21 protein-coding genes are annotated in these 19,703 nt (G+C 66.9%); 8 read left to right on the forward strand and 13 right to left on the reverse strand.

Annotation, left to right across the window (positions count from 1 at the left end):
• Positions 1–13: 13 nt before the first annotated feature.
• The 4 genes from purH to htpX all read right to left on the reverse strand — a co-directional run bounded on the left by purH (position 14) and on the right by htpX (position 5,809).
• Positions 14–1,606 carry a bifunctional phosphoribosylaminoimidazolecarboxamide formyltransferase/IMP cyclohydrolase gene (gene purH, locus AXW83_RS18565; protein ID WP_066615814.1) on the reverse strand — a complete coding sequence of 531 codons (1,593 nt, stop codon included), beginning with the start codon at positions 1,604–1,606 and terminating at the stop codon, positions 14–16.
• 92 nt (positions 1,607–1,698) lie between these two features.
• Positions 1,699–3,366, reverse strand: a complete 1,668-nt coding sequence (locus AXW83_RS18570) for a heparinase II/III family protein (RefSeq protein WP_066615816.1) — start codon at positions 3,364–3,366, stop codon at positions 1,699–1,701.
• A gap of 138 nt (positions 3,367–3,504) precedes the next feature.
• Positions 3,505–4,881: an RsmB/NOP family class I SAM-dependent RNA methyltransferase gene (locus tag AXW83_RS18575; RefSeq protein ID WP_066615819.1), complete on the reverse strand. Its 1,377-nt coding sequence runs from the start codon at positions 4,879–4,881 to the stop codon at positions 3,505–3,507.
• A 1-nt stretch (position 4,882) separates the two neighbouring features.
• Positions 4,883–5,809: a zinc metalloprotease HtpX gene (htpX, locus tag AXW83_RS18580; protein WP_066615821.1), complete on the reverse strand. Its 927-nt coding sequence runs from the start codon at positions 5,807–5,809 to the stop codon at positions 4,883–4,885.
• Between the two features lie 107 nt (positions 5,810–5,916).
• Here htpX and AXW83_RS18585 point away from each other — a divergent pair, with 107 nt between their 5' ends.
• Positions 5,917–6,138 carry a DUF1674 domain-containing protein gene (locus AXW83_RS18585; RefSeq protein WP_066620789.1) on the forward strand — a complete coding sequence of 74 codons (222 nt, stop codon included), beginning with the start codon at positions 5,917–5,919 and terminating at the stop codon, positions 6,136–6,138.
• Between the two features lie 39 nt (positions 6,139–6,177).
• Here the strand turns inward: AXW83_RS18585 and AXW83_RS18590 are convergent, their stop codons facing one another.
• Positions 6,178–6,471, reverse strand: a complete 294-nt coding sequence (locus AXW83_RS18590) for a helix-turn-helix domain-containing protein (protein ID WP_236841712.1) — start codon at positions 6,469–6,471, stop codon at positions 6,178–6,180.
• Between the two features lie 44 nt (positions 6,472–6,515).
• On the reverse strand, positions 6,516–6,884 hold the full coding sequence (locus tag AXW83_RS18595) for a type II toxin-antitoxin system RelE/ParE family toxin (RefSeq protein ID WP_066620792.1): 369 nt from the start codon (positions 6,882–6,884) through the stop codon (positions 6,516–6,518).
• Between the two features lie 146 nt (positions 6,885–7,030).
• Between AXW83_RS18595 and AXW83_RS18600 the strand changes: the two genes are divergently transcribed.
• Complete coding sequence (locus AXW83_RS18600) at positions 7,031–8,335, forward strand: class I SAM-dependent methyltransferase (RefSeq protein WP_066615826.1); 1,305 nt, start codon at positions 7,031–7,033, stop codon at positions 8,333–8,335.
• A 64-nt stretch (positions 8,336–8,399) separates the two neighbouring features.
• Here the strand turns inward: AXW83_RS18600 and AXW83_RS18605 are convergent, their stop codons facing one another.
• A complete protein-coding gene (locus tag AXW83_RS18605; protein WP_066615829.1) occupies positions 8,400–8,717 on the reverse strand; it encodes a DUF2853 family protein in 318 nt (105 codons plus the stop codon).
• A 214-nt stretch (positions 8,718–8,931) separates the two neighbouring features.
• Here AXW83_RS18605 and AXW83_RS18610 point away from each other — a divergent pair, with 214 nt between their 5' ends.
• Positions 8,932–9,879, forward strand: coding sequence for an NAD(P)-dependent oxidoreductase (locus tag AXW83_RS18610; RefSeq protein ID WP_066615831.1), 948 nt, complete (start codon positions 8,932–8,934; stop codon positions 9,877–9,879).
• Positions 9,880–9,889: 10 nt separating this feature from the next.
• Here the strand turns inward: AXW83_RS18610 and AXW83_RS18615 are convergent, their stop codons facing one another.
• From AXW83_RS18615 to AXW83_RS18630, 4 genes are all read right to left on the reverse strand, one after another.
• Complete coding sequence (locus AXW83_RS18615) at positions 9,890–10,417, reverse strand: L,D-transpeptidase (protein WP_066620795.1); 528 nt, start codon at positions 10,415–10,417, stop codon at positions 9,890–9,892.
• A gap of 153 nt (positions 10,418–10,570) precedes the next feature.
• Positions 10,571–11,434 (reverse strand): heme ABC transporter ATP-binding protein, encoded by an 864-nt coding sequence (locus AXW83_RS18620; protein ID WP_236841713.1) that lies wholly within the window; start codon positions 11,432–11,434, stop codon positions 10,571–10,573.
• Between the two features lie 43 nt (positions 11,435–11,477).
• Positions 11,478–12,557: a FecCD family ABC transporter permease gene (locus tag AXW83_RS18625; protein WP_066620801.1), complete on the reverse strand. Its 1,080-nt coding sequence runs from the start codon at positions 12,555–12,557 to the stop codon at positions 11,478–11,480.
• Positions 12,558–12,583: 26 nt separating this feature from the next.
• On the reverse strand, positions 12,584–13,540 hold the full coding sequence (locus AXW83_RS18630; protein WP_082767235.1) for a heme/hemin ABC transporter substrate-binding protein: 957 nt from the start codon (positions 13,538–13,540) through the stop codon (positions 12,584–12,586).
• Positions 13,541–13,885: 345 nt separating this feature from the next.
• Between AXW83_RS18630 and AXW83_RS18635 the strand changes: the two genes are divergently transcribed.
• From AXW83_RS18635 to AXW83_RS18650, 4 genes are all read left to right on the forward strand, one after another.
• Positions 13,886–14,233 (forward strand): heme-degrading protein HmuQ, encoded by a 348-nt coding sequence (locus AXW83_RS18635; RefSeq protein ID WP_066615833.1) that lies wholly within the window; start codon positions 13,886–13,888, stop codon positions 14,231–14,233.
• Positions 14,234–14,243: 10 nt separating this feature from the next.
• Complete coding sequence (hutX, locus tag AXW83_RS18640) at positions 14,244–14,765, forward strand: heme utilization cystosolic carrier protein HutX (protein ID WP_066620807.1); 522 nt, start codon at positions 14,244–14,246, stop codon at positions 14,763–14,765.
• A gap of 164 nt (positions 14,766–14,929) precedes the next feature.
• Positions 14,930–15,592 carry a DUF1684 domain-containing protein gene (locus tag AXW83_RS18645; RefSeq protein ID WP_066615834.1) on the forward strand — a complete coding sequence of 221 codons (663 nt, stop codon included), beginning with the start codon at positions 14,930–14,932 and terminating at the stop codon, positions 15,590–15,592.
• Between the two features lie 278 nt (positions 15,593–15,870).
• Positions 15,871–17,217 (forward strand): hypothetical protein, encoded by a 1,347-nt coding sequence (locus AXW83_RS18650; protein WP_156640177.1) that lies wholly within the window; start codon positions 15,871–15,873, stop codon positions 17,215–17,217.
• 10 nt (positions 17,218–17,227) lie between these two features.
• On the opposite strand, the gene AXW83_RS18655 is transcribed toward AXW83_RS18650, so the two are convergent.
• Positions 17,228–17,950: a fused DSP-PTPase phosphatase/NAD kinase-like protein gene (locus tag AXW83_RS18655; protein WP_066615838.1), complete on the reverse strand. Its 723-nt coding sequence runs from the start codon at positions 17,948–17,950 to the stop codon at positions 17,228–17,230.
• 157 nt (positions 17,951–18,107) lie between these two features.
• On the opposite strand from AXW83_RS18655, the gene ppa reads away from it, so the two are divergent.
• Complete coding sequence (ppa, locus tag AXW83_RS18660; protein ID WP_066615840.1) at positions 18,108–18,644, forward strand: inorganic diphosphatase; 537 nt, start codon at positions 18,108–18,110, stop codon at positions 18,642–18,644.
• A gap of 149 nt (positions 18,645–18,793) precedes the next feature.
• Here ppa and AXW83_RS18665 read toward each other — a convergent pair whose 3' ends face one another.
• On the reverse strand, positions 18,794–19,669 hold the full coding sequence (locus AXW83_RS18665; protein WP_066615842.1) for an HpcH/HpaI aldolase/citrate lyase family protein: 876 nt from the start codon (positions 19,667–19,669) through the stop codon (positions 18,794–18,796).
• Positions 19,670–19,703 lie beyond the last annotated feature (34 nt).

Genomic DNA, 19,703 nt, shown 5'->3' on the forward strand with positions numbered 1-19,703 from the left:
CTCCCTGGATGACTCAATGCCGGAAATGTCGGTGGCCCGTGAAGACCATGGCGAGGCCAGCCTCGTCGGCGGCCTTGATGACCTCGTCGTCGCGCATCGAGCCGCCGGGCTGGATCACGGCGGTGGCGCCGGCCTCGGCTGCGGCCAGCAGGCCGTCGGCGAAGGGGAAGAAGGCGTCGGAGGCCACGACCGAGCCCCTTGCGAGGCTCTGCGTCGATCCCAGAGCCTTGGCGGCTTCGCCGGCCTTCCAGGCGGCGATGCGCGAGGAATCGACACGGCTCATCTGGCCGGCGCCGATGCCGACGGTGGCGCCGTCCTTCACATAGACGATGGCGTTCGACTTGACGTGCTTTGCGACGCGGAAGGCGAAGCGCAGATCGGCAAGCTCGGCCTCGCTCGGCTGGCGCTTCGTCACGACGTTTAGCTCCATGTCGTCCACGACCGCGTTGTCGCGGGCCTGGGCGAGGAATCCGCCGGAGACGGTGCGCAAGGACAGGCCTGTCGCGCGCGGGTCGGACAAGCCGCCGGTCAGGAGCAGGCGCAGGTTCTTCTTCCCCGCGATCACCGCGATAGCCTCCTCGTCGGCATCGGGCGCGATGATCACTTCGGTCAGGATCTTGACGATCTCGCGAGCGGTCGGCCCATCGAGCGTCCTGTTGAAGGCGATGATGCCGCCGAAGGCCGAGACGGGATCGCACGCCAGCGCTCTCGCATAGGCCTCGCCGAGATCGGCGCCCGTCGCGACGCCGCACGGGTTGGCGTGCTTGATGATGGCACAAGCTGCCGGACCGGTCGGATCGAACTCCGAGACGCATTCGAAGGCGGCGTCGGTGTCGTTGATGTTGTTGTAGGAGAGTTGCTTGCCCTGCACCTGCCGCGCCGTGGCGACGCCCGGCCGCTGCTCCGGCGTGCGGTAGAAGGCGGCCCATTGATGCGGGTTTTCGCCATAGCGCAGCGGCTCGGCCAATGTGCCGCCGAGCGCGCGATAGGCCGGGGCCGTCTCACCAAGCTCGCCCGCGAACCAGTTCGAGATCGCCGCGTCATAGGCTGCGGTACGGGCATAGGCCTTCTGCGCCAGCTTGCGCCGCAGCGTCAGCGTCGTCGCGCCCTTCTGGGCCTGGAGCTCGGACAGGACGGCGGCATAGTCGGACGGCTCGACCACGACGGCGACGTCCTGATGGTTCTTGGCGGCGGCGCGGATCATCGCCGGACCGCCGATGTCGATGTTCTCGATGCAATCGTCATAGCCTTTGCCGGCGGCGACCGTCGCCTCGAAGGGATAGAGATTGACGACGAGAAGGTCGATCGGGGCGATGCCGTGGCCGATCATCGAGGCCTGGTGCTCGGGATGGGAGCGGATCGCCAGGAGCCCGCCATGGACCTTGGGATGCAGCGTCTTGACGCGGCCATCCATCATCTCGGGGAAGCCCGTGAGGTCGGAGACGTCGGTTACGGCAAGCCCCGCCTCGGCGATCGCCCTGGCTGTGCCGCCGGTCGAGACGAGTGCGATACCCAGCTTGTCGAGCGCGCGGGCGAACTCGATCAGGCCGCTTTTGTCTGAAACGGAAAGGAGCGCGCGTTCGACGCGGCGAAGCTCTGTCGGCATCTGGAACAGGTCCGGGCTTGAAAACGGAAAGGCGGTCGCGGGCGGGCTATCATGCTGCGTTGCGCAAAGCAAAGATTGCAGACGCCGGGCCGTTAAGCTTCGGCGGGCGGTTCCAGCGGCAGTTCAGCCTCGTGCGGGGCGGCTTGGGCGCGTGTGCCGCGCGGCGTCGCGGCACTGAGGCGCGACAGCCGCCAGGATATTTGCGGCGTCGCGACCGCGTCGAAGCTGATGCTGATCTGCTCGCTGCGGTGACGACCATCGGCCGAGGCGAGAAAGATGCTCTCCTCGATCACGACGGGCAGGCCCGCGGCCTCGAACGCCCAGATCTCCCCGGACGGCAGAGCGAGCAGTGCGCCCTCGCCCTCGCGGATCAGGCTCGGCCGGACACCCGGATGCAGATGGAAGCGCGCCACGGCCGGCAGGCGCTCTGCTGTGCGTGCAAGTGTGATCTCATCCTCGCCGGTCAGCGTCGCCCCGTCATTGGCGAGTTGCAGGCGGCGGGTATGGACCGCGCCGAGGCTGCGGCGATAGCCGTCATGACTTGCGACCCATTCTTGGCCGGTTTCGGTGTCCTGGCGGGCGATCCGGACATCCGACGGTCCCGCGATGATGCGCCTCTCGCCGAGCACGAGGCCGAAGCTCGCGCTCGACCGCTCAGCAAGGGTGACGGTGGAATGTGCCGCCGTGCTGCGCGTCGCCAGCCGAAGCTCCGGCGGGCCGTAGCGGCTGGCGCCGCAGTTGACGATGATGCGCTCTCGGCCGCTGGAGAACTCGAAGGCGAGGCAGCCGGCATGGGCCTCGGCCGAATGGGCGCCGCGCGGCGAAGCGCCCGCATCAACCACAAGAATGCTGCGGTCGCCGACGAGGCGGCTGTAGCCCGAATAGCCAGCCTGCGCGATCGGGCGGGCGCGGGCATCGTCATAGGCCGCCAGCGTCGCCATCAGGTCCGGCGGGGTGATGCCCATGCCGTTGAACAGGGCCAGCGCCCCATCGCCGTGCCGGAACAGCCGCAGATGCGGCATGATCCGCTCGATCGCCATGATCACGCCGCGCGGCGGCTCCAGTCCGCGTGCGCCGAAGGTTTCGCGCAAAGGCAGGAGATCGAGCAGCAATTCGATCAGGACGCGCGGGTTGCGGCTGAGATGGCCGCCATCGGGCAGGATCTGCTGGTCGAGTTCGTCCGACAAAGCGAGTTCAAAGCGCCGGCGCCTACGCTCCTGCCCGTCGAGGCAGATGGCAGCGAAGGTGACGGCCGTCAGGCATTGCAGCCGCGCGACACCCTCGACGGCGCCGGCCAGAGCCAGGATCTGCTTGTCCATCAGACGGGCAACGTGGCGCAGGAAGCGCTCGTAGAAGGCGTGGTCGGCGCCTTCCAGCAGCAGGGGCGAGTGCGACAGGAACGAGATCAGCCGCCGCCCCGCAACGGCCGGCCGGCGGGCGATCTCGGTGCGGTCGCGGCGGCGGGTGATGAAGTCCTCGACCAGTGCGCGGGCATTGGCGCGGGCGATGGCGGTGTCGGCGGCGCGCATATGGCGCAGCCAGCCGAAGCCGTAGAGCGCCTCGGCCCAGGCCTCGCTCGGCGGCTCGCTCTCGAAGGGCGATTCGCCATGCGTCTTGAGAGTGCGCCCGGCGAAGGCGAAATAACCGGAATAGATATCGGTGGCCGTCGTCGGGTCGGCCGTACGCAGATCATGCGGTGCGAAGAGCAGGCGCGTCGCATGGGGACGACCGAACGGCCACAGCCGGCGCGCGGCACCCACGAGCTGGCCCCGCGTCCGGCGCGTTGCGCGCCCGATCGCAGCCTGGGCAAGTCCAGTTCGCTCAGACCAGCCGCTCAATGGTTCCGTTTGCCCCGTCCATGCACAGGCCGTCATCAGGCGCTGCGAATCCCGGCTTCGTCATAGCCTGACAAGGCGACTTGCGTAAAATCCGGCATATCCCGAAAGCCGTGGCGTTTCGCCCCGGAGCTGGTGCGGCAGCGTGCGCAGATCGCCCTGGTCGTCGATGGCCTCGGTCAGGCCGCCGATCTCGTCGGACGTGACGGCGGCGCGGGCGAAGCCGGGATTTTCGGAGAGGAAGGTCGCGACCTGCTGCTCGCCTTCCTCCGGTTCGAGCGAACAGGTGCAGTAGACGAGGCGTCCACCGGGCCTGACGAGCCGGCCCGCCGATTCCAGCAGCCTCGCCTGCAGGGCGACGAGCTTGTCACGGTCCTCCGGCGTCTTGGTCCAAGCGACGTCGGGATGGCGGCGGATCGTGCCCGTCGCGCTGCAGGGTGCGTCGAGCAGGACCGCGTCGAAGGAGAGGGCGTCGCCCCCCTTCTCCTGCCAGGCGACGGCGTCCTGCGTGACGATCTCGGCTGCAAGTCCCAGCCGCTCCAGATTGGCCTTCAGCCGGCGCAGGCGCGGGCCGGAGCGATCGACCGCCGTGACATGCGCGCCGCTGGCGGCGATCTGCGCGGTCTTGCCGCCGGGCGCGGCGCAAAGGTCGGCGATGCGTTCGCCGGGTTTGGGCGCGAGCAGCCGCACGGGGAGGGCGGCGGCCGCATCCTGAACCCACCAGGCGCCCTTGTCGAAGCCGGGCAGGCCGGTGATGCTCTCGCGCTCGCGCAGGCGGATGGAGCCCGTCGGCAGGAGGAGCCCGCCGAGGCGTTCCGCCCAGCCTTCGACATCGTCCTTGACGCTGATGTCGAGCGGCGGCTCGTCGCGATGGGTGACGGCGATGGCGGCGGCGGTCTCGGCGCCGTAGCGCGCGATCCAGCTTTCGCCGAGCCATTCCGGCGTGTCAAGGAAGGGGTCGAGCGCCTCGCCCAGGATGGCGTCGCGCTCGCGGGCGAGCCGGCGCAGCAGGGCGTTGCCGAGCGAGACATAGCGCGACGAGCGCGCATCCTCGTGCAGATGGCGGATGGCGAGATCGACGGCGGCGTGGTCGGGTACGTCGAGAAACAGGATCTGGGCTGCTGCCGCGACCAGGATCGGCTCGAACGGGCCGGAATTGCGTGGGCTGCCGCGCTCCAGCCGCGCATTGATCGCGTGCTGGATGGTGCCGAGCCGGCGGAAGGCGGTGATCGCGATGGCGCGGGCCAGGGCCGCATCTGCTGCATCGAGCCCGAAGCTTGGCGCAAGCCGCTCATAGGTTTCGTCAAGCGCGAGGCGCGCCTTCAGCACCTCGTCGATGAGGGTGGCGGCGAGCCGGCGCGCGGGCAGGCCCGGCACATTCTCGGCCTTCTGCGGCTGCGCGTCACTCTGAGCGCCGGCTTTGTGTTCCTGATCCGTCATCTCAACCCCAGGGGCCGGACTGGCGGTTGCCGTCCCATGGGCCCTGACCGGCCTGAGAGGTGAACCCGCCGCTGGCCGGAGTCTGGCCGACGCCCATGGCGCGGGCCTGCTCCATCAGGGCCGCGATGCGATTGGCCGTATCGGGGTGGGTCGAAAACAGGGAATCCATGCCGCGTCCGCTCAGGGGATTGATGATGAACATGTGCGCCGTAGCAGGCTTCGCCTCCGCCGTCTCGTTTGGAATATGCGCGACGGCGCCCGCGATCTTGGCCAGAGCATCCGCCAGCCAGACCGGATTGCCCGCGATTTCGCCGCCCAGCCTGTCGGCCTCGTATTCCCGCGAGCGTGAGATCGCCATCTGGATCACCATGGCGGCGAGCGGCGCCAGCACCGATATCAGGATCTGGATGATGAAATTCGGGCGGTTCTCGCGCGAGCCGAAGAACATGCCGAACGTGGTCAGCGACGAGATCGCGCCCGCCATGGTCGCGGTGATCGTCATGGTCAGCGTGTCGTGGTTCTTGATGTGGGCGAGCTCATGCGCCATCACGCCCGACAGCTCCTCATAGCTCAGCGTGCGCATGATGCCTGTGGTCGCCGCGACCGCCGCGTTCTTCGGGTTGCGGCCCGTGGCGAAGGCGTTGGGCTGGTCTTCCTGGATCAGATAGACGCGCGGCATCGGCATGTCGGCGCGCGCCGCGAGATCGCGGACCATGCCGTAGAGTTCCGGCGCGGTCGAGGCGTCGACCTCCTGTGCGTTATGGGCGGCGAGCGCCAGCCGGTCGGAGTTCCAGTAACTGAACAGGTTGGTCGCAGCCGCGATCGCCAGCGCCACCAGCATGCCGCTCGCGCCGCCCAGCAGGTAGCCGACCACGCCGAAGAGCGCGGTGAGACCGGCCATCAGCATGCCGGTGCGGATGTAGTTCATAAAGCTCCCCTTTTATCGTCCGATCAGCGGCTCGTACCCTCCCGAAACGCCGATTTCCGCCTTATGTGGTGAAGTGCATGTCGATCCTGCAAGAGAGCCTGCTGCCGATGTCGAGCAAAACCCCTTTCGAGCCAGAGGCCGATCCTGCGGCCGCGAGGCCACTTACGCCGCCTGCACAACGTGCCTTGGCGGAGGCGCAGGCCCGGCGCGCGGCCATCGACGCCCGTGCCGAGGCCGCCACCAGGGAGCGCGAGATCAATGGGCGAGGGGGGCTGGAGCCAGTGCGCTACGACGATTGGGAGGTGAAGGGAATCGCGAGCGATTTTTAAGGGCAGTGTCTGTGATAGCCTGCGACGTCTGGCTGGATTTCAGCTGCCGGCCAACACCGATATTCGCCCCGATCCGGTCTTTGCGTGGCTTGGCTGGATCCTGATTTCCACGTCCTGATCGAGCGAGGTCAGATAGGCCATGAGCTTCTCGACCGAGAAGCCGTCGAGCCGGTAGTTCACCAGCGCGGAGATTTTCGGCTGGGGAACATCCAGTAGCCGTGCAGCTTCGGCCTGCTTAAGCTTCCGATCCTGCAGGATGCCGTTGAGGATCATCGCCAGCCTGGTCTTGGTTTGCCGGTCTGCGGCGTCGGGCAAGCCGATATCGGCAAACACGTTGCCGGTACCATGGGTCACATCATGGGTCATGTCACGATCTGTCATGTCCGACTGCCTTTGGTTTCGTAATCTAGGCGGGCTCTTTTCAAGCGCTCCCGAACGATCTCGACATCTGCCCGTGCCGTCTTGATCCCGGTCGGGCTCTTCTTCTGAAAGGCATGAAGCACGTAGATCGCATCCTCGAAGCGGACCGCGTAGATGGCCCTGTACGCATTGCCGTCGTTGCGTTCGACGATCTCCAGAATACCAGGCCCTTCGCCTTTCCAAGGCTTCGCGTGCGGATGCCTTCCACCAAGTTGGGCAACACCCAGCGCGTAACCCATGCTGCTCTTGACCATGTCGGGAAAGGCGGTGAAATCCGCTTTGGATGAACCTACCCAATGCAGGGGCCTTTCGGCGAAGCGATCCATTCCCGAAGGCATGATGTAACATACCTAAACGGATATAATTCGGCAAGGCCGTCTTGCTCCGTGTGTCCAGGAGCTGATGGCCAAACCTGTTGCCAAGATTTCGTCCTGCCGCCAAACACGGCGTGACACGCGCGGGACCTTCACAAATGAACCGAGACGACAAGCGCCTTGCCGCGCTGCGGCGGCTTCTGGACGAGGCGCACCGCAAGCTCGGGCTCAGGCTCGGCTTCCGGCTCTGGGACGGCTCGTCCGTGCCGGCTGACTGGCCAGAGAACGGGCTCGCCATCGCGATCCGCGATGCGGGCGTCGTCGCAGCCCTGCTGCGCAAGCCGAAACTCGACACGCTGCTGAACCTGCACGTCACCGACAGGCTTGCCCTGCTCAATGGCTCGATCTTCGATCTGGCGGCGGCGCGGCCGGAGGGCAAAATCGGCCGGCTGGCGCGGACGATCCCGAAGGCCGCAGTTTTCGAGGTCGCCCGGCGCTTCCTGTTTGCGCCAGGCACGGCGCCGAGCGCGGTCGCTCATATCAAGGGCGACGAGATCGCGCGCGATGGCGCGCCCGCGACCAACAAGGCCAATATTGCCTATCACTACGACGTCTCGAACGCCTTCTACCGGCTCTTCCTCGATGCGGAGATGGCCTACACCTGCGCCTATTTTACCGAGGATCACGATGATCTCGAGCGGGCGCAACGCGACAAGCTCGACATGATCTGCCGGAAACTGCGGCTCAAGCCGGGCGATCGCTTCCTCGATATCGGCTGCGGCTGGGGTGCGCTGGTCTGCCATGCCGCGCAGCATTACGGCGTCGAGGCGCATGGCGTGACGCTGGCCGAGGAACAGCTCGCTCTGGCACGAGAGAAGGTCGCGCGGCTCGGGCTGCAGGACCGCGTCACGCTGCATCTCAAGGACTTCACCCTGATGGAGGGCGAATTCGACAAAATCTCGTCGATCGGCATGTTCGAGCATGTCGGCATCGCCAACCATCCGACCTATTTTCGAGCGGTCAACCGGCTGCTGCGGCCGCGCGGTCTCTATCTGCACCATTGCATCTCGCGCCGGGCGAAGAAGACCGACAAGGCCTTCAACCGGATGCCGGCGGAGTACCGGGCGCTGGTGCGCTACATCTTTCCGGGCGGCGAGCTCGATCATCTGGGCATGTCGATCGCCAATCTCGAGCGGAACGGCTTCGAGGTGCACGATGTCGAGGGCTGGCGCGAGCATTACCGCCGCACGACGCGGTTGTGGTGGGAGCGGCTGAACGCACGCCAGATCGAAGCCGAGGCCGAGATCGGCCCCGAGCGCACGCGGATGTGGCTGCTCTATCTTGCCGGGTGTTCGCTTGCCTTCGAGCGCGGCGGGGCGCTCGTCAACCAGACCCTGGTTTCCAAGCGCCGCAAGGGTGCGTCCGAACTGCCGCTGACGCGTGCGGATCTGTATGGGCAGTAGGGAGTGGGCGATCGGCAGTCGGGGTGCCTTGCTGTTCCGACTGCCTGTTGCCGACTGCCTTGCCTCACTTCTTCACGAAGAGGTCCAGCTTTCCGTAATGCTCCGCCAGCAGGTAATAGAAGGTCAGGCGCGACTTGGTGTTGTCTGCCTTCATATGCTCGCAGATCGCCTTGATGGAGGCATCGAGGTCGGCGGATTTCAGGCCGAGTTTCTTCTTCAGGAAATTCTCGCGGACACGTTCGAGCTCGGCAGCGTCAGAGCAGGCGACGTAGCGTGTGTCGGGCTTGCCCATGACGAGCGCATAGGATTTCGACATTCCGGCGAAGGCGGCCTCGTTCAGCGGCTTCCTGGCGAATTTCTTGACGTCGGCGAGATGATCCATCTGTAGCCCCTCTTGTGCCCGGCGTTTCGCGCTGGGCGTGTGTGATACCGCAACGAAACGTTAACGCGCTTTTTTGTCGCAGGCGAGAGGCGAGGGACAGCCGGTTGGCTTTTTCCGCGATGCGCGAGCGGGATGCCGCCTCCGCAGGCCTGCGGGTTGAGCCCTTCGGTCGAAAATGCTGCGATGCAGCACCTAAGGCAGGACAAGACGAGCCATGAAGCCGACAATTGTGATGGCTCCCCCGATGCCCGCGGCGCTCGTCGCGCGGTTGCGCGAGCATTACGAGGTACTGGGGCCCATGGACCATCCGGCACCCGATGCGCTGCCTCCGGCGGCAGGCGATGCCCGCGCTCTGTTGACGGTCGGAGGCTGGCGCACGGACCGCGCGCTGATCGATGCCCTGCCGAATCTTGGGCTCATCGCCTGCTACGGCACCGGTATCGAAGGTGTCGACCAGGGATATGTGAAGACGCGCGGCATCCTGCTCAGCAACGCCGCCGATGCCAATGCGGACGCGGTGGCGGAATTCGCCATGGGCCTGATGCTGGCGAGCGTCCGCAAGATCGGCGCGGGCGACCGCTTCATCCGGGCCGGTCGCTGGAGAAGCAACGCCATCGAACGTATGCCCATCGCGCCTGGCCTCGGCGGCCGCCGGCTCGGCATCTACGGACTCGGCGCCATCGGAGCCCGGATCGCGAAGCTCGCCACGGCCTTCGGCATGGAGATCGGCTACCACAACCGCTCGCAGCGTTCGGAGCTGCCCTACCTCTACCAGGGCAGCCTGCTCGGGCTTGCCGAATGGGCGGATGTTCTGCTGGTCGCCGTCAGGGCGAGTGCCGAGACCCGCCACGCTGTCGATGCCGGCGTGCTGCGGGCGCTTGGACCGGCAGGCCATGTCGTCAACATCTCGCGTGGCCTCGCCATCGACGAGCAGGCTCTGTGCGACGCGCTCGAAACCGGCACGATCGCCGGGGCGGGCCTCGACGTCTATGAGAGCGAGCCCAACGTTCCCGACCGCCTCAAGGCGCTCGACAACGCGGTCCTGACCCCTCACATCGCCGCCATGGCCGACAGCGCTCAGCTTGCCCAGCAGGACCTCCTGCTGCGCAACCTCGCCGCGTTCTTCTCCGGGAAGCCGTTGCCCTCCGGCGTGCCGCTGTGAACCGGTGCCGTCAGGGCAGAACCACGACCGGCGTTCCCATGCGGACGCGCTCGTAGAGATCGATCACGTCCTGGTTGTGCATCCGGAAGCAGCCATAGGACGCGGCCGACCCGATGGTTCCGGGCATGTTGGTTCCGTGGATCGCGTATTCGCCGCCCGGTCCGAGCCCGATCACGCGGGCGCCCATCGGGTTGCGCGGCGAACCGCCGGGAATGAGATCGGGCAAGGACGGCTTGTCGCGCTTCACCGAAGCCGGTGGGCTCCAGGCCGGCTCGACCTGCAGTTCCTCGACGTATTTCACGCCGCGCCACTGCTTGCCGGACTTGCCGACGGCGATCTGGTAGCGGATCGCCGTGCCCGGCGCATTGACGAAATAGAGCCGGCGCTCGGCCGTCCGGATCACGATCATTCCCGGCTGCCAGCGCGGATCGAGGGTCTCGACCAGTTCGCGGGCCAGCACGGGATGGCTCACGAAGGCCGCAGCAAACAGCGCAAGCGCTGCGGCGAAGAGCAACCCGATCGGGGCATGGCGTCTCATTGCGATGGTCTCCCGCATGGAATGGTTGCGGGAATCTCGCGCCGGCGGGATGAAGCCGCGGTTGAGCGATATGGTGAAGCGCCGATTCAGGATGAATCGCGGGTAAACCGCCCCAGGGCGCAGCCAGCGCCCGTGCCAGTCATGTGGAGGCGGTCAAGCCGACGGGCGTTCCCGGTGCTGCTGCGGCAACAGGAAGGGCAGGCCATGTGCCGGGGCGCGGCCGAGACTGAGGCCGACCTTGAAAACGTCGGCGAGCAGTCTGTCGCTCAGCGTCTCGGACGGCGCACCCTTGGCGACGATGCGGCCCTGATCCATCACCACCAGCGTATCGGCGAAGGTCACGGCGAGGTTGAGGTCGTGCAGCACGATCAGCACCGCGACCCCGCGCGCGGCGACGGTCCTGGCCATGTCGAGCAAAGCCAGCTGATGGCAGAGGTCGAGACTCGCGATCGGCTCGTCGAGGAACAACGCCTGACGCGCACTCACGCTGCGGCCAGCCTCGAGCTGACAGAGCACGCGGGCGAACTGGACGCGCTGCTGCTCACCGCCCGACAGCGTCTGGTAAGGCCGGGGCGCCAGGTCGAGGACGCCCGCGGCGGCAAGACCGTCGGCGACCACCGCCTCGCGGCGCGCCTTTGGCAAAGCCCGGCCGATGCCATCGACCCCCAGCCGTGCCACCTCATAGACGCTGAAGGGAAAGGCGAGCCGCGCGTGCTGCGCCATCACCGCGCGACGGCAGGCAAGGCTCCAGGGCGGTACGGCGTGGAGCGGCTCCCCCTCGATCGCGATCGTGCCAGCGGACGGCTTGGCCTCGCCGGTCATGAGTTTCAGCAAGCTCGATTTGCCGGCGCCGTTGGGGCCGACCAGGACCGTGACGCTGCCCGGCATCAGGTCGAGCGAGGCCTCCGCGACGAGCGCCCGCCCGCCCGCCATGAAACCGAGACCGCGCGCCGAGACGATTGGATTGATCTCCTGATCCTTCTCATTCGAGTCCTCATCCTCCAAAACGGCCGCCAAAGCGGCCTCCTCAGGATGACGGCTCGTGGGATTTGGGCCGATCTCAGACATCGAGCGCCGTCGAGCGTCGCAGCAGCAGCCACAGAAAGAAGGGCGCGCCGATCGCTGCCGTGACGATGCCGAGCGGGAGTTCGGCCGGTGCCACCATGAGCCGCGCGACGATATCGGCACCGACGAGCAGGGTCGCGCCGCCCACCGCCGCGAGCGGCAGCAGCAGGCGGTGGTCGGGGCCGATGGCGAGCCGGATCAGATGCGGCACCACGATGCCGACGAAGCCGATCACGCCGGCCGAGGCGACGCTCGCGCCGACGGCAAGCGCCACCAGCAGGATGGCCAGCGCCTTGATGCGCTGGACCGGCAGGCCGAGATGCCAGGCTTCGGCCTCGCCCAGCATCAGGCCGTTGAGCCCGCGCGCCAGAAGCGGCATTGCGAGCAGCATCGGCAAAACGATGGGGGCGACGACGGAGAGCTTGGTCCAGCTCGCGCCGCCGAGGCTGCCGAGCGACCAGAAGGTCAGGTCGCGCAGTTGGCGATCATCTGAGAGGTAGGCGAGAAGGCCGGTCAGGGCGCCCGCCAGCGCGCCGAGCGCGACGCCCGCCAGCAGCATGGTAGCAACCGAGGTGCGGCCCTGGCGGGTCGCGATGAGATAGAGGATCAGTGTCGAGATCAGGCCGCCGCAGAAAGCGCCGACAGGCAGGAGCGCGAAGGGCAGCTTTATCGCCGTGCCTGCGAGGAGCCGGTCGCCGAGCACGATCGTCGCCGCCGCCGCCAAGCCTGCCCCGGAGGAGACGCCGACGAGGCCAGGATCCGCGAGCGGGTTGCGGAACAGCCCCTGCATGAGTGCGCCCGAGACCGCGAGCGAGGCGCCGACCAGCAGACCGAGCAGGACGCGCGGCAGCCGGATATTGAGAACGACCAGGGCGTCGCGCCCTTCGAGCAGCGCTGGATCGCCTGTCAGTCTCGCGCTCAGGATCGCGACGACGCGCTGCGGCGCGATCGCGACCGCGCCCTGGCCGATCGCGATCACAGCGAGCGCCAGGCAGAGCAGGACGAGGCAGCCAACGGCCAGCATGGCCCGCCGCCGGCGGCCCGCCACGAAAGCGGCAAGCGCGGCGGACGCCATTGCAGCATCAGGATTGGCGGCGAGCATCACGGGATGGCGGCTGTCTTCAAAGGCGGGATCGCGGCGTCGGGATAGATCGCCGCCATCAGGTCGCGGGCCGCCAGGGGCGCGCGCGGGCCGAATCCGAGCAGATAGAGTCCGTCCATGGCGACGAGTGCCTTGCGGCTCGCAGCCGGCGTCGACGAGAAGGCCGGCATGGCGAACATCACGTCCGGCGTCGTGTTGGGGCTGCCGCTGTTGCGCATCATCAGGACGATGTCAGGAGCCGCCTCGATGATCGCCTCGTCGGTCATCGGCTTGTAGCCCTCGATCGCGCTGGCGACATTGATCCCGCCGGCGAGACCGATGATGGCATCGGCCGTGCTGTTGCGGCCGCCGACCATGACGCGGCCGTTCTGCAGCGACAGCACGAAGAGGACGCGGCGGCGTGTCCTGAGCCCGTCGCGCAGGCGCGCCAGCTCGTCGAAGCGTTCGGTCGTCTGGGCGGCGAGGCGCCGCGCCGGCTCGGCGGCGCCCGCAAGCGTGCCGATCGCCTCGATCTTGGACGCGATGCCCTCAGGCGTCAGGTCCTCCGGGATTCGGGCGAGCTTCACGCCGGCCTCGCTCAGCAGGGAGATCGCATCCGGCGGACCGGCGCTCTGGATGGCGATGACCAGCGAGGGCTTGAGCGAGATCACGCCCTCGGCCGACAAGGCGCGCACATAGCCGATGCTGGCCTTGTCGCGCAGGGCGTCGATCGGGAACTGGCTGGTCGTGTCGACACCGACGATGCGATCCTGCAGGCCAAGCGCATAGAGAACCTCGGTGATCACGCCGCCGGCCGCGACGATGCGGTCGGGCGTCTGCGCGACGGCGCGGGTGATGACGGCCGACGGCGCGACGAGACCGGCAACCGCAAGCAGGCTCAGCCCGATCGCGGCGGAGAACTCACGGCGGTCGGGCCGCGAGCGCCGGGCGGTCGCGGGGATGAATCGGCCTCGCATGAACGCATCTCCTTCATCGTCCGACATACACCGGCCGCGGTCGAACGGGTGGGTCAGTTTGTGGGTGGTGATGTATTGGCTAGTTTTTAATTATTCAAAATAAGCACTTAAGTCAGTAATATTGACGTAGATATTCAGTTTTACTATAGGGGGTCAAGGGCGAGGCCAGCATCGGCATAGCCCTCCGCAAGCCAGCGACGCGCACAGCGTTCAGCCAGCCGTCACGTCATTCCGGTCGGGGGGCTGGGTCGATGCATTTGCAGATTATGGGCTTGCAGCTCCCGACACATGGGATTTGATTCAAGCAGACCCGGCCTGACGGCCAGCCAACCAAAAGGATATCCCATGTTCATCGCCATGAACCGCTTCAAGGTCGTCAAGGGAGAGGAGGCCGCGTTCGAGACCATCTGGTCGTCGCGCAAGACGCGTCTCGACGAGATGGCGGGCTTCATCGCCTTCCATCTGCTGAAGGGTCCGGAGAAGGAAGACCACACGCTGTACTCCTCCCACACCACCTGGGCCTCGAAGGATGCCTTCACGGCCTGGACCAAATCCGAGCAGTTCCGCGAATCGCATCGCAATGCCGGCCAGCCGCGCGCGACGCCGATCTATCTCGGCCATCCCGAATTCGAGGGCTTCGAGACCGTCCTCAGCGAGGCCAATCCGCATACGCCGCGCCAGGCGGCGGAATAAGGACGTGGCGATGACGACCGCAGAGGCGACGACACGCGATCCGATGGAGCATGTGCGCGAGCTTCTGGCCGCCAAGCCCGACGGCCTGATCGAGGCGATTGCGCGCGAAGCCGGCGTTTCGACGCGCACGGTCCTCGATCAGCTTCCTGCCGAGCAGCGGTTGCTGATCGCGCCGGAGCGGTTCGAGGAGCTCTGGCAGAACCTTGCGACCTGGGGGACCGTGCTGTTCCTGATGCACACCCCCGACGTCGTGCTGGAATGCGAGGGCTCGCTGCCTGTCGGCAGCTTCGGCCACGGCTATTACAATATCCACGGCGACAGCCCGATCGGCGGTCACATCAAGGCTGAAAATTGCCGGGCGATCTATCTCGTCGACCGCAAGACGGCACAAGGGCGTCGTGCCTGCTCGGTGCAATTCTACAACGGCGCGGGCGACGTCATGTTCAAGGTCTTCGTCCGGCGTGACAAGGCGCGCGAACTGCTTGCCGACCAACTCGCTCGCTTCGAGGCTCTGAAGACCTGGGCTGCCTGAATCGGCGGGTCGCCACAGCCTCAGACGGCACTAGCGGAATCACGCCTTGCATTCCTGACGTCGGCTGACGAAGGCTGGTGCTGATGTGCGACGGAACGCGGCGGCCGTCGGCGCGTTCGCCCCGGCAGGCCGCGCCGGAGCGCGACCGTCAGCCGAGGTGCGCCATGCAGGACGATCTTATCGCCCGGGACGATGCCGTCGTCGCGGAAGCATTGTCGCACTTTGCCGCGCTGCAGGACTGGCGGCGACAGGTCGTCGACCTCTATGCCGCCATAAGGGCGCTGCCGCCCGCCCAGGGCCTGGCGCAGTGGCGGACCATCCGGGACCGGCTGTTCCGCGAGCATTCACAGTCGCCGCTTTCGGTGGCGCGACGCGCACAGTTCGGCGGTATCGGCTATTTCCCGCACGATCCGGCCTTGCGCTTCGAGGTCGGGCTGGCAGCCGCGGCGGGCCGCGAGGCCATCAGGATCGAAGCCGGCAAGGACGGTACGATGACGCTCCTGCCCTATGCCCTGACACAGGGGCTCGCAGCGCCCCTCGGCAGAGAACTGACGCTCTACTGGATCGAGGGCTATGGCGGCGGCACGTTCCTGCCCTTCGGCGACGCGACCAATGGCGACGAGACCTTCGCCGGCGGACGCTATCTGCTGGACACGATCAAGGGCGCCGATCTCGGCAGGACGCCCGAGGGGAAGCTGATCCTGGATTTCAACTTTGCCTACTACCCGTCCTGTGCCTATTCGGAAGCCTGGGTCTGCCCGCTTTCGCCATTCGAGAACCGCCTGCCGGCGGCGGTGCGCGGCGGCGAGCGCGATCTCGCTTCGTAGTGCGATCCAAGACGAGACATTCGGGCGGGCCTGCCGTATCATAAGGCAGGCCAAGCCACGATCGCGCCATGAATGGTGCAGATGAGACCCGGTGACGGGCGTCATCGATCAGAATGTCGCTGGTTACCATTTGTTAACCATGCGGGCGCACCTTGCCTCTCACTGATCCGCCCAACCTCGTCGAACCTCCTGATCCTCTATCGGCTTCGCCCCGCAGTCGCGAGCAACGGGAATCCCGCGACGACGCCTTGCCCGACATCCCGGTCCTGGACACGGATTTGTCTGCGCATCTGACCCTGGAAGAAGCCGTCTTTCCAACAGGCAAGACCGTCCTGCCGGCGGCCGAGCCGATCGAGGCCGGCAATTCCGCGGCATGGCGGACCAGCCTGTCGTCGGGACTGCTCCTCGCCTTGCGTTTCGTCCAGGCCCGCTTCCTGTCAGTTTGGGGCCTGCTCGCAGCCGCGGCTCTGTGCCCTCCGCAGGTCTTCGCCGATTTCGCCGTGTACTCGGCACTGGCCAATTTCGTCTCGATCGCCGCGCTGATGCGCTTCGAGGCGGTTTTCTTCCAGAGCTCGGATCAGCTCCGGCTCGGCCGCGCCTTCCGGCTGTCGCTGGCTGTTGGCCTCGCATTTCTCGTCGCGGCGACGCTTGCCGTCGCTGCCGCCGTGGCCTCCGGCCGAATCCTCGCAAGTTATGGAGCGATGTTCTGCGTCTCGCTGGCCGGGCGTGCCGTGCTCCGGCTGGTCTCGGCCGAGGCGACGGCGGAGGGTGATTTCGCGACGATCGGCAACTGCAACATCGTCCAGGCGCTGGTGCAGCCGGCCGTGATGGTCGCGCTGATCTGGCTGTTCGAAGCGACCTCGCTCGCCTTGTTCGCAGCCGATGCCATCGGCCATCTCGTCGCGGCCGGCTATCTTTTCCTCCGGCGCCGCCGCGCCGTCGGGGGACTGGTCTCGCCAAAGGCATGGTCCTGGGCCGAACTGCGGGATTCCGCCGTGCGCTGGCGCACGGCGCCTCTGATCCTGCTGCCGTCCGCGCTCCTGTCGTTCGGCTTCATGGTGATTCCGCTGCTGGCTTTGCCGATGACCAGCAACGCCGTGCTGGCCGCCCATGTCGCACTGGCGATGCGGTTGCTCGAGGTGCCGACGCAGATGTTCGCCGCCGTCTCGGTACCACTCGCTTTGAGCAGCCTGCGCGCCAGGGAGGGCGAAGCCCGGCAGCGCTGGGCGCGTCACATCGCCCTGGGCCTGTTTATCGCCGCCGTCGCGCTGTTCACCGCCATCGCGCTCTTCGCGCTCGGTGCCGATTTTTTGCTGGACGATACGCAATGGGCGGAGATCGGCCAGGTCGTCGCCGCCATGGCCGTGTTCTATGGCGGGATCGCGCTGGTGGCGCCGCTGCACGAGATGGCGTCGCTGTCGCAGCAGCCCCACCGACAGGTCGCGGCCAATGCCATGGCGCTGGGGGCCGCCATGCTCGCCGTGTTCTCGTTCGGCAGCCTGTCTCCGGCGCTGCTCGGCACGATCGGGCTGATCTCGCTGGCGCGGGGAGCGGCGCATCTCCGCTTCGCCTGGACCCGGCTCGGTGCGGAACTCTATGCTGCGGCGCCCCGGACCGTCGGCTGAGAGACCGTCGTCATTCGCGTCGGATCAGCCGATCCGCGATCAAGGACGAGAAGAAGCCCGGCTTGAACTCGCGCTCCAGCCGCTCCGGATCGTAGCCCTCGGCGACCCAGGTCAGGAACGGAATATCCTTGGCCAGCCCCTCGTGGCGATAGGCCTCGAAGAAGGCGTCGAGGATGCCGGTCTTGGCGAAACGGAAATGGCCGTAGCGGAAGGAAAGCTGGGCCGTAGCCTCGTCGAGCGGGCGTTTCTCGTGGATCAGCAGATAGAGTGCGGCGAAGAAACCGGCGCGGTCGGCGCCCGATTTGCAGTGGACGAGCATCGGCTCCGCGATGCCCGCGAAGAAGGCCTGCGCGCCCAGGATCGTCTCCCGATCGGGGGCGCCGCGCGAGCGCAGCACGAATTCGACGAGGTCGATGCCATGCCTCGCGCAGGCTTCGCGCTCCAGCGGCCAGCCGCCATGCTCGCGCCCGCCACGCAGGTTGACGATGGTCCGCACCCCCATCCGTGCGAAGCGGGCGATATCGCGCGGCGTCGGCTGGGCGGTGCGCCAGAGGCCCGGCGTCACCTTGTGGGCATTGAGATAGGCGAGCCGGAAAACGCCATGATCGACCAGCAGCATGTTGGCCCAGGCGCGCGCACGGTCGAGCCGCCCGGCGATCGGTCGGTCCCAGCGCGCGATGCGCGCCATGCGCCTCGCATAGCGCTCCTCGTCGGGGCGCAGCCGGTTCAGCACGGTCTCGTCCGATCGCTTGTCATGCAGCGCCCGATACCAGCGCTTAGGACGCCGCGCAAATCGCCGGCATTTACCCTCGTGCGAAGGTCGGGCTTGGCGTTTCGTATCCGAGCCCGCATAAGACGTCGCGGCTTACAATCTCGACAGGTTACGATCCATGCGCCTTGATGCCATTTCAATCGGCAAGAATCCTCCCGACGAAGTCAATGTGGTGATCGAAGTCGCCATCGGCGGGGAGCCGATCAAATACGAGATGGACAAGGAAGCCGGCACGCTCTTCGTCGACCGCTTCCTCTATACGCCGATGCGCTATCCTGGAAATTACGGCTTCATCCCGCACACCCTGTCGGAGGATGGCGACCCGTGCGACGTGCTCGTCGCCAACACCCGCCCGCTGATTCCAGGCTCCTATATCGCTGTCCGCCCGATCGGCGTGATGATGATGGAGGACGAGGGCGGCGGCGACGAGAAGATCATCGCCGTGCCGGTGCCCAAGCTGACCAAGCGCTACGAGAATGTCCACAACTACACCGACCTGCCCCAGATCACGCTCGACCAGATCCAGCACTTCTTCGAGCACTACAAGGATCTCGAGCCCGGCAAATGGGTCAAGCTGGCCGGCTGGGGCGACGCCAGGAAGGCCAAGGAACTGATCGTCGAGGCGATGGACCGGGCCAAGGCGGCGAAGGCCTGAACCCTTCTCCCCTCGGGGGAGAAGGTGTCGAACGCAGTGAGACGGATGCGGGAAGGGTCGCATCCGCGGCCCTTTTCTTTTTCGGATGAAGCACTTCCCTTATCCGTCACGGCTTCGCCGTGCCACCTTCTCCCCCGAGGGGAGAAGGGCTAACCCCCGATCGCCTCCGCCAGCGCGACGACCCGTGTCGCCATCTGAGCATGCAGGCGCTCGACCATGCGGCCGTCGAGCTGGAGCGCGCCCTTGTCGGCGTTCTCGGGCAACTCGAAAGCGGCGATGATCGCCTTTGCCTGCATCAGCGCCGCCTCGTCGGGCGCGAAGATGGCGTTGGCGGCGGCGACCTGGCCGGGATGGATCAGCGTCTTGCCGTCGAAGCCGAGATCGCGGGCCTGCTCGCATTCGGCCAGGAAGCCCGCCTCGTCCTTGAGGTTGTTGTAGACCCCGTCGATGATGTCGATGCCATGGGCGCGAGCGGCCAGCAGCGCCGTCGTCAGCCAGGGCAGCATCGGCGCGCGGCCAGGCACGAAGCGCGCGCGGGTCTCCTTGGCGAGGTCATTGGTCCCCATCACGAAACAGGCCAGCCGTGAGGCGGGATCGCGCGCGGCCCGCGCGATGCGTTCGACGTCGAGGATGGCGAGCGGCGTCTCGATCATGGCCCAGAGCCGGATCTCAGGCGCGGCCCAGAGGCCATGCAGGCGCGAGCCGATCTCGAGCAGCGTCTCGGGGCTGGAGACCTTCGGGATCAGAATGGCATCGGGTTTCGCATCGGCGGCGGCGGCGAGATCGGCCGCAAACCACGGCGTGTCGAGGCCGTTGACGCGGATGACGATCTCGCGCTTGCCATAGCCGCCGGCCTTCACCGCGGCGCCGATCTGATCGCGCGCCATGGTCTTGGCATCGGGCGCGACGGCATCTTCGAGATCGAGGATCAGCACGTCGGCCGGGATCTCGCGGGCCTTTTCGAGCGCGCGCGCATTGGAACCGGGCATGTAGAGGACGCTGCGGCGGGGGCGTATGGTGGTCATGACGGACTCCTGGCGACACTGACGCCGCTCTTCA

This window comes from Bosea sp. PAMC 26642 (assembly GCF_001562255.1).
Lineage (GTDB): Bacteria > Pseudomonadota > Alphaproteobacteria > Rhizobiales > Beijerinckiaceae > Allobosea.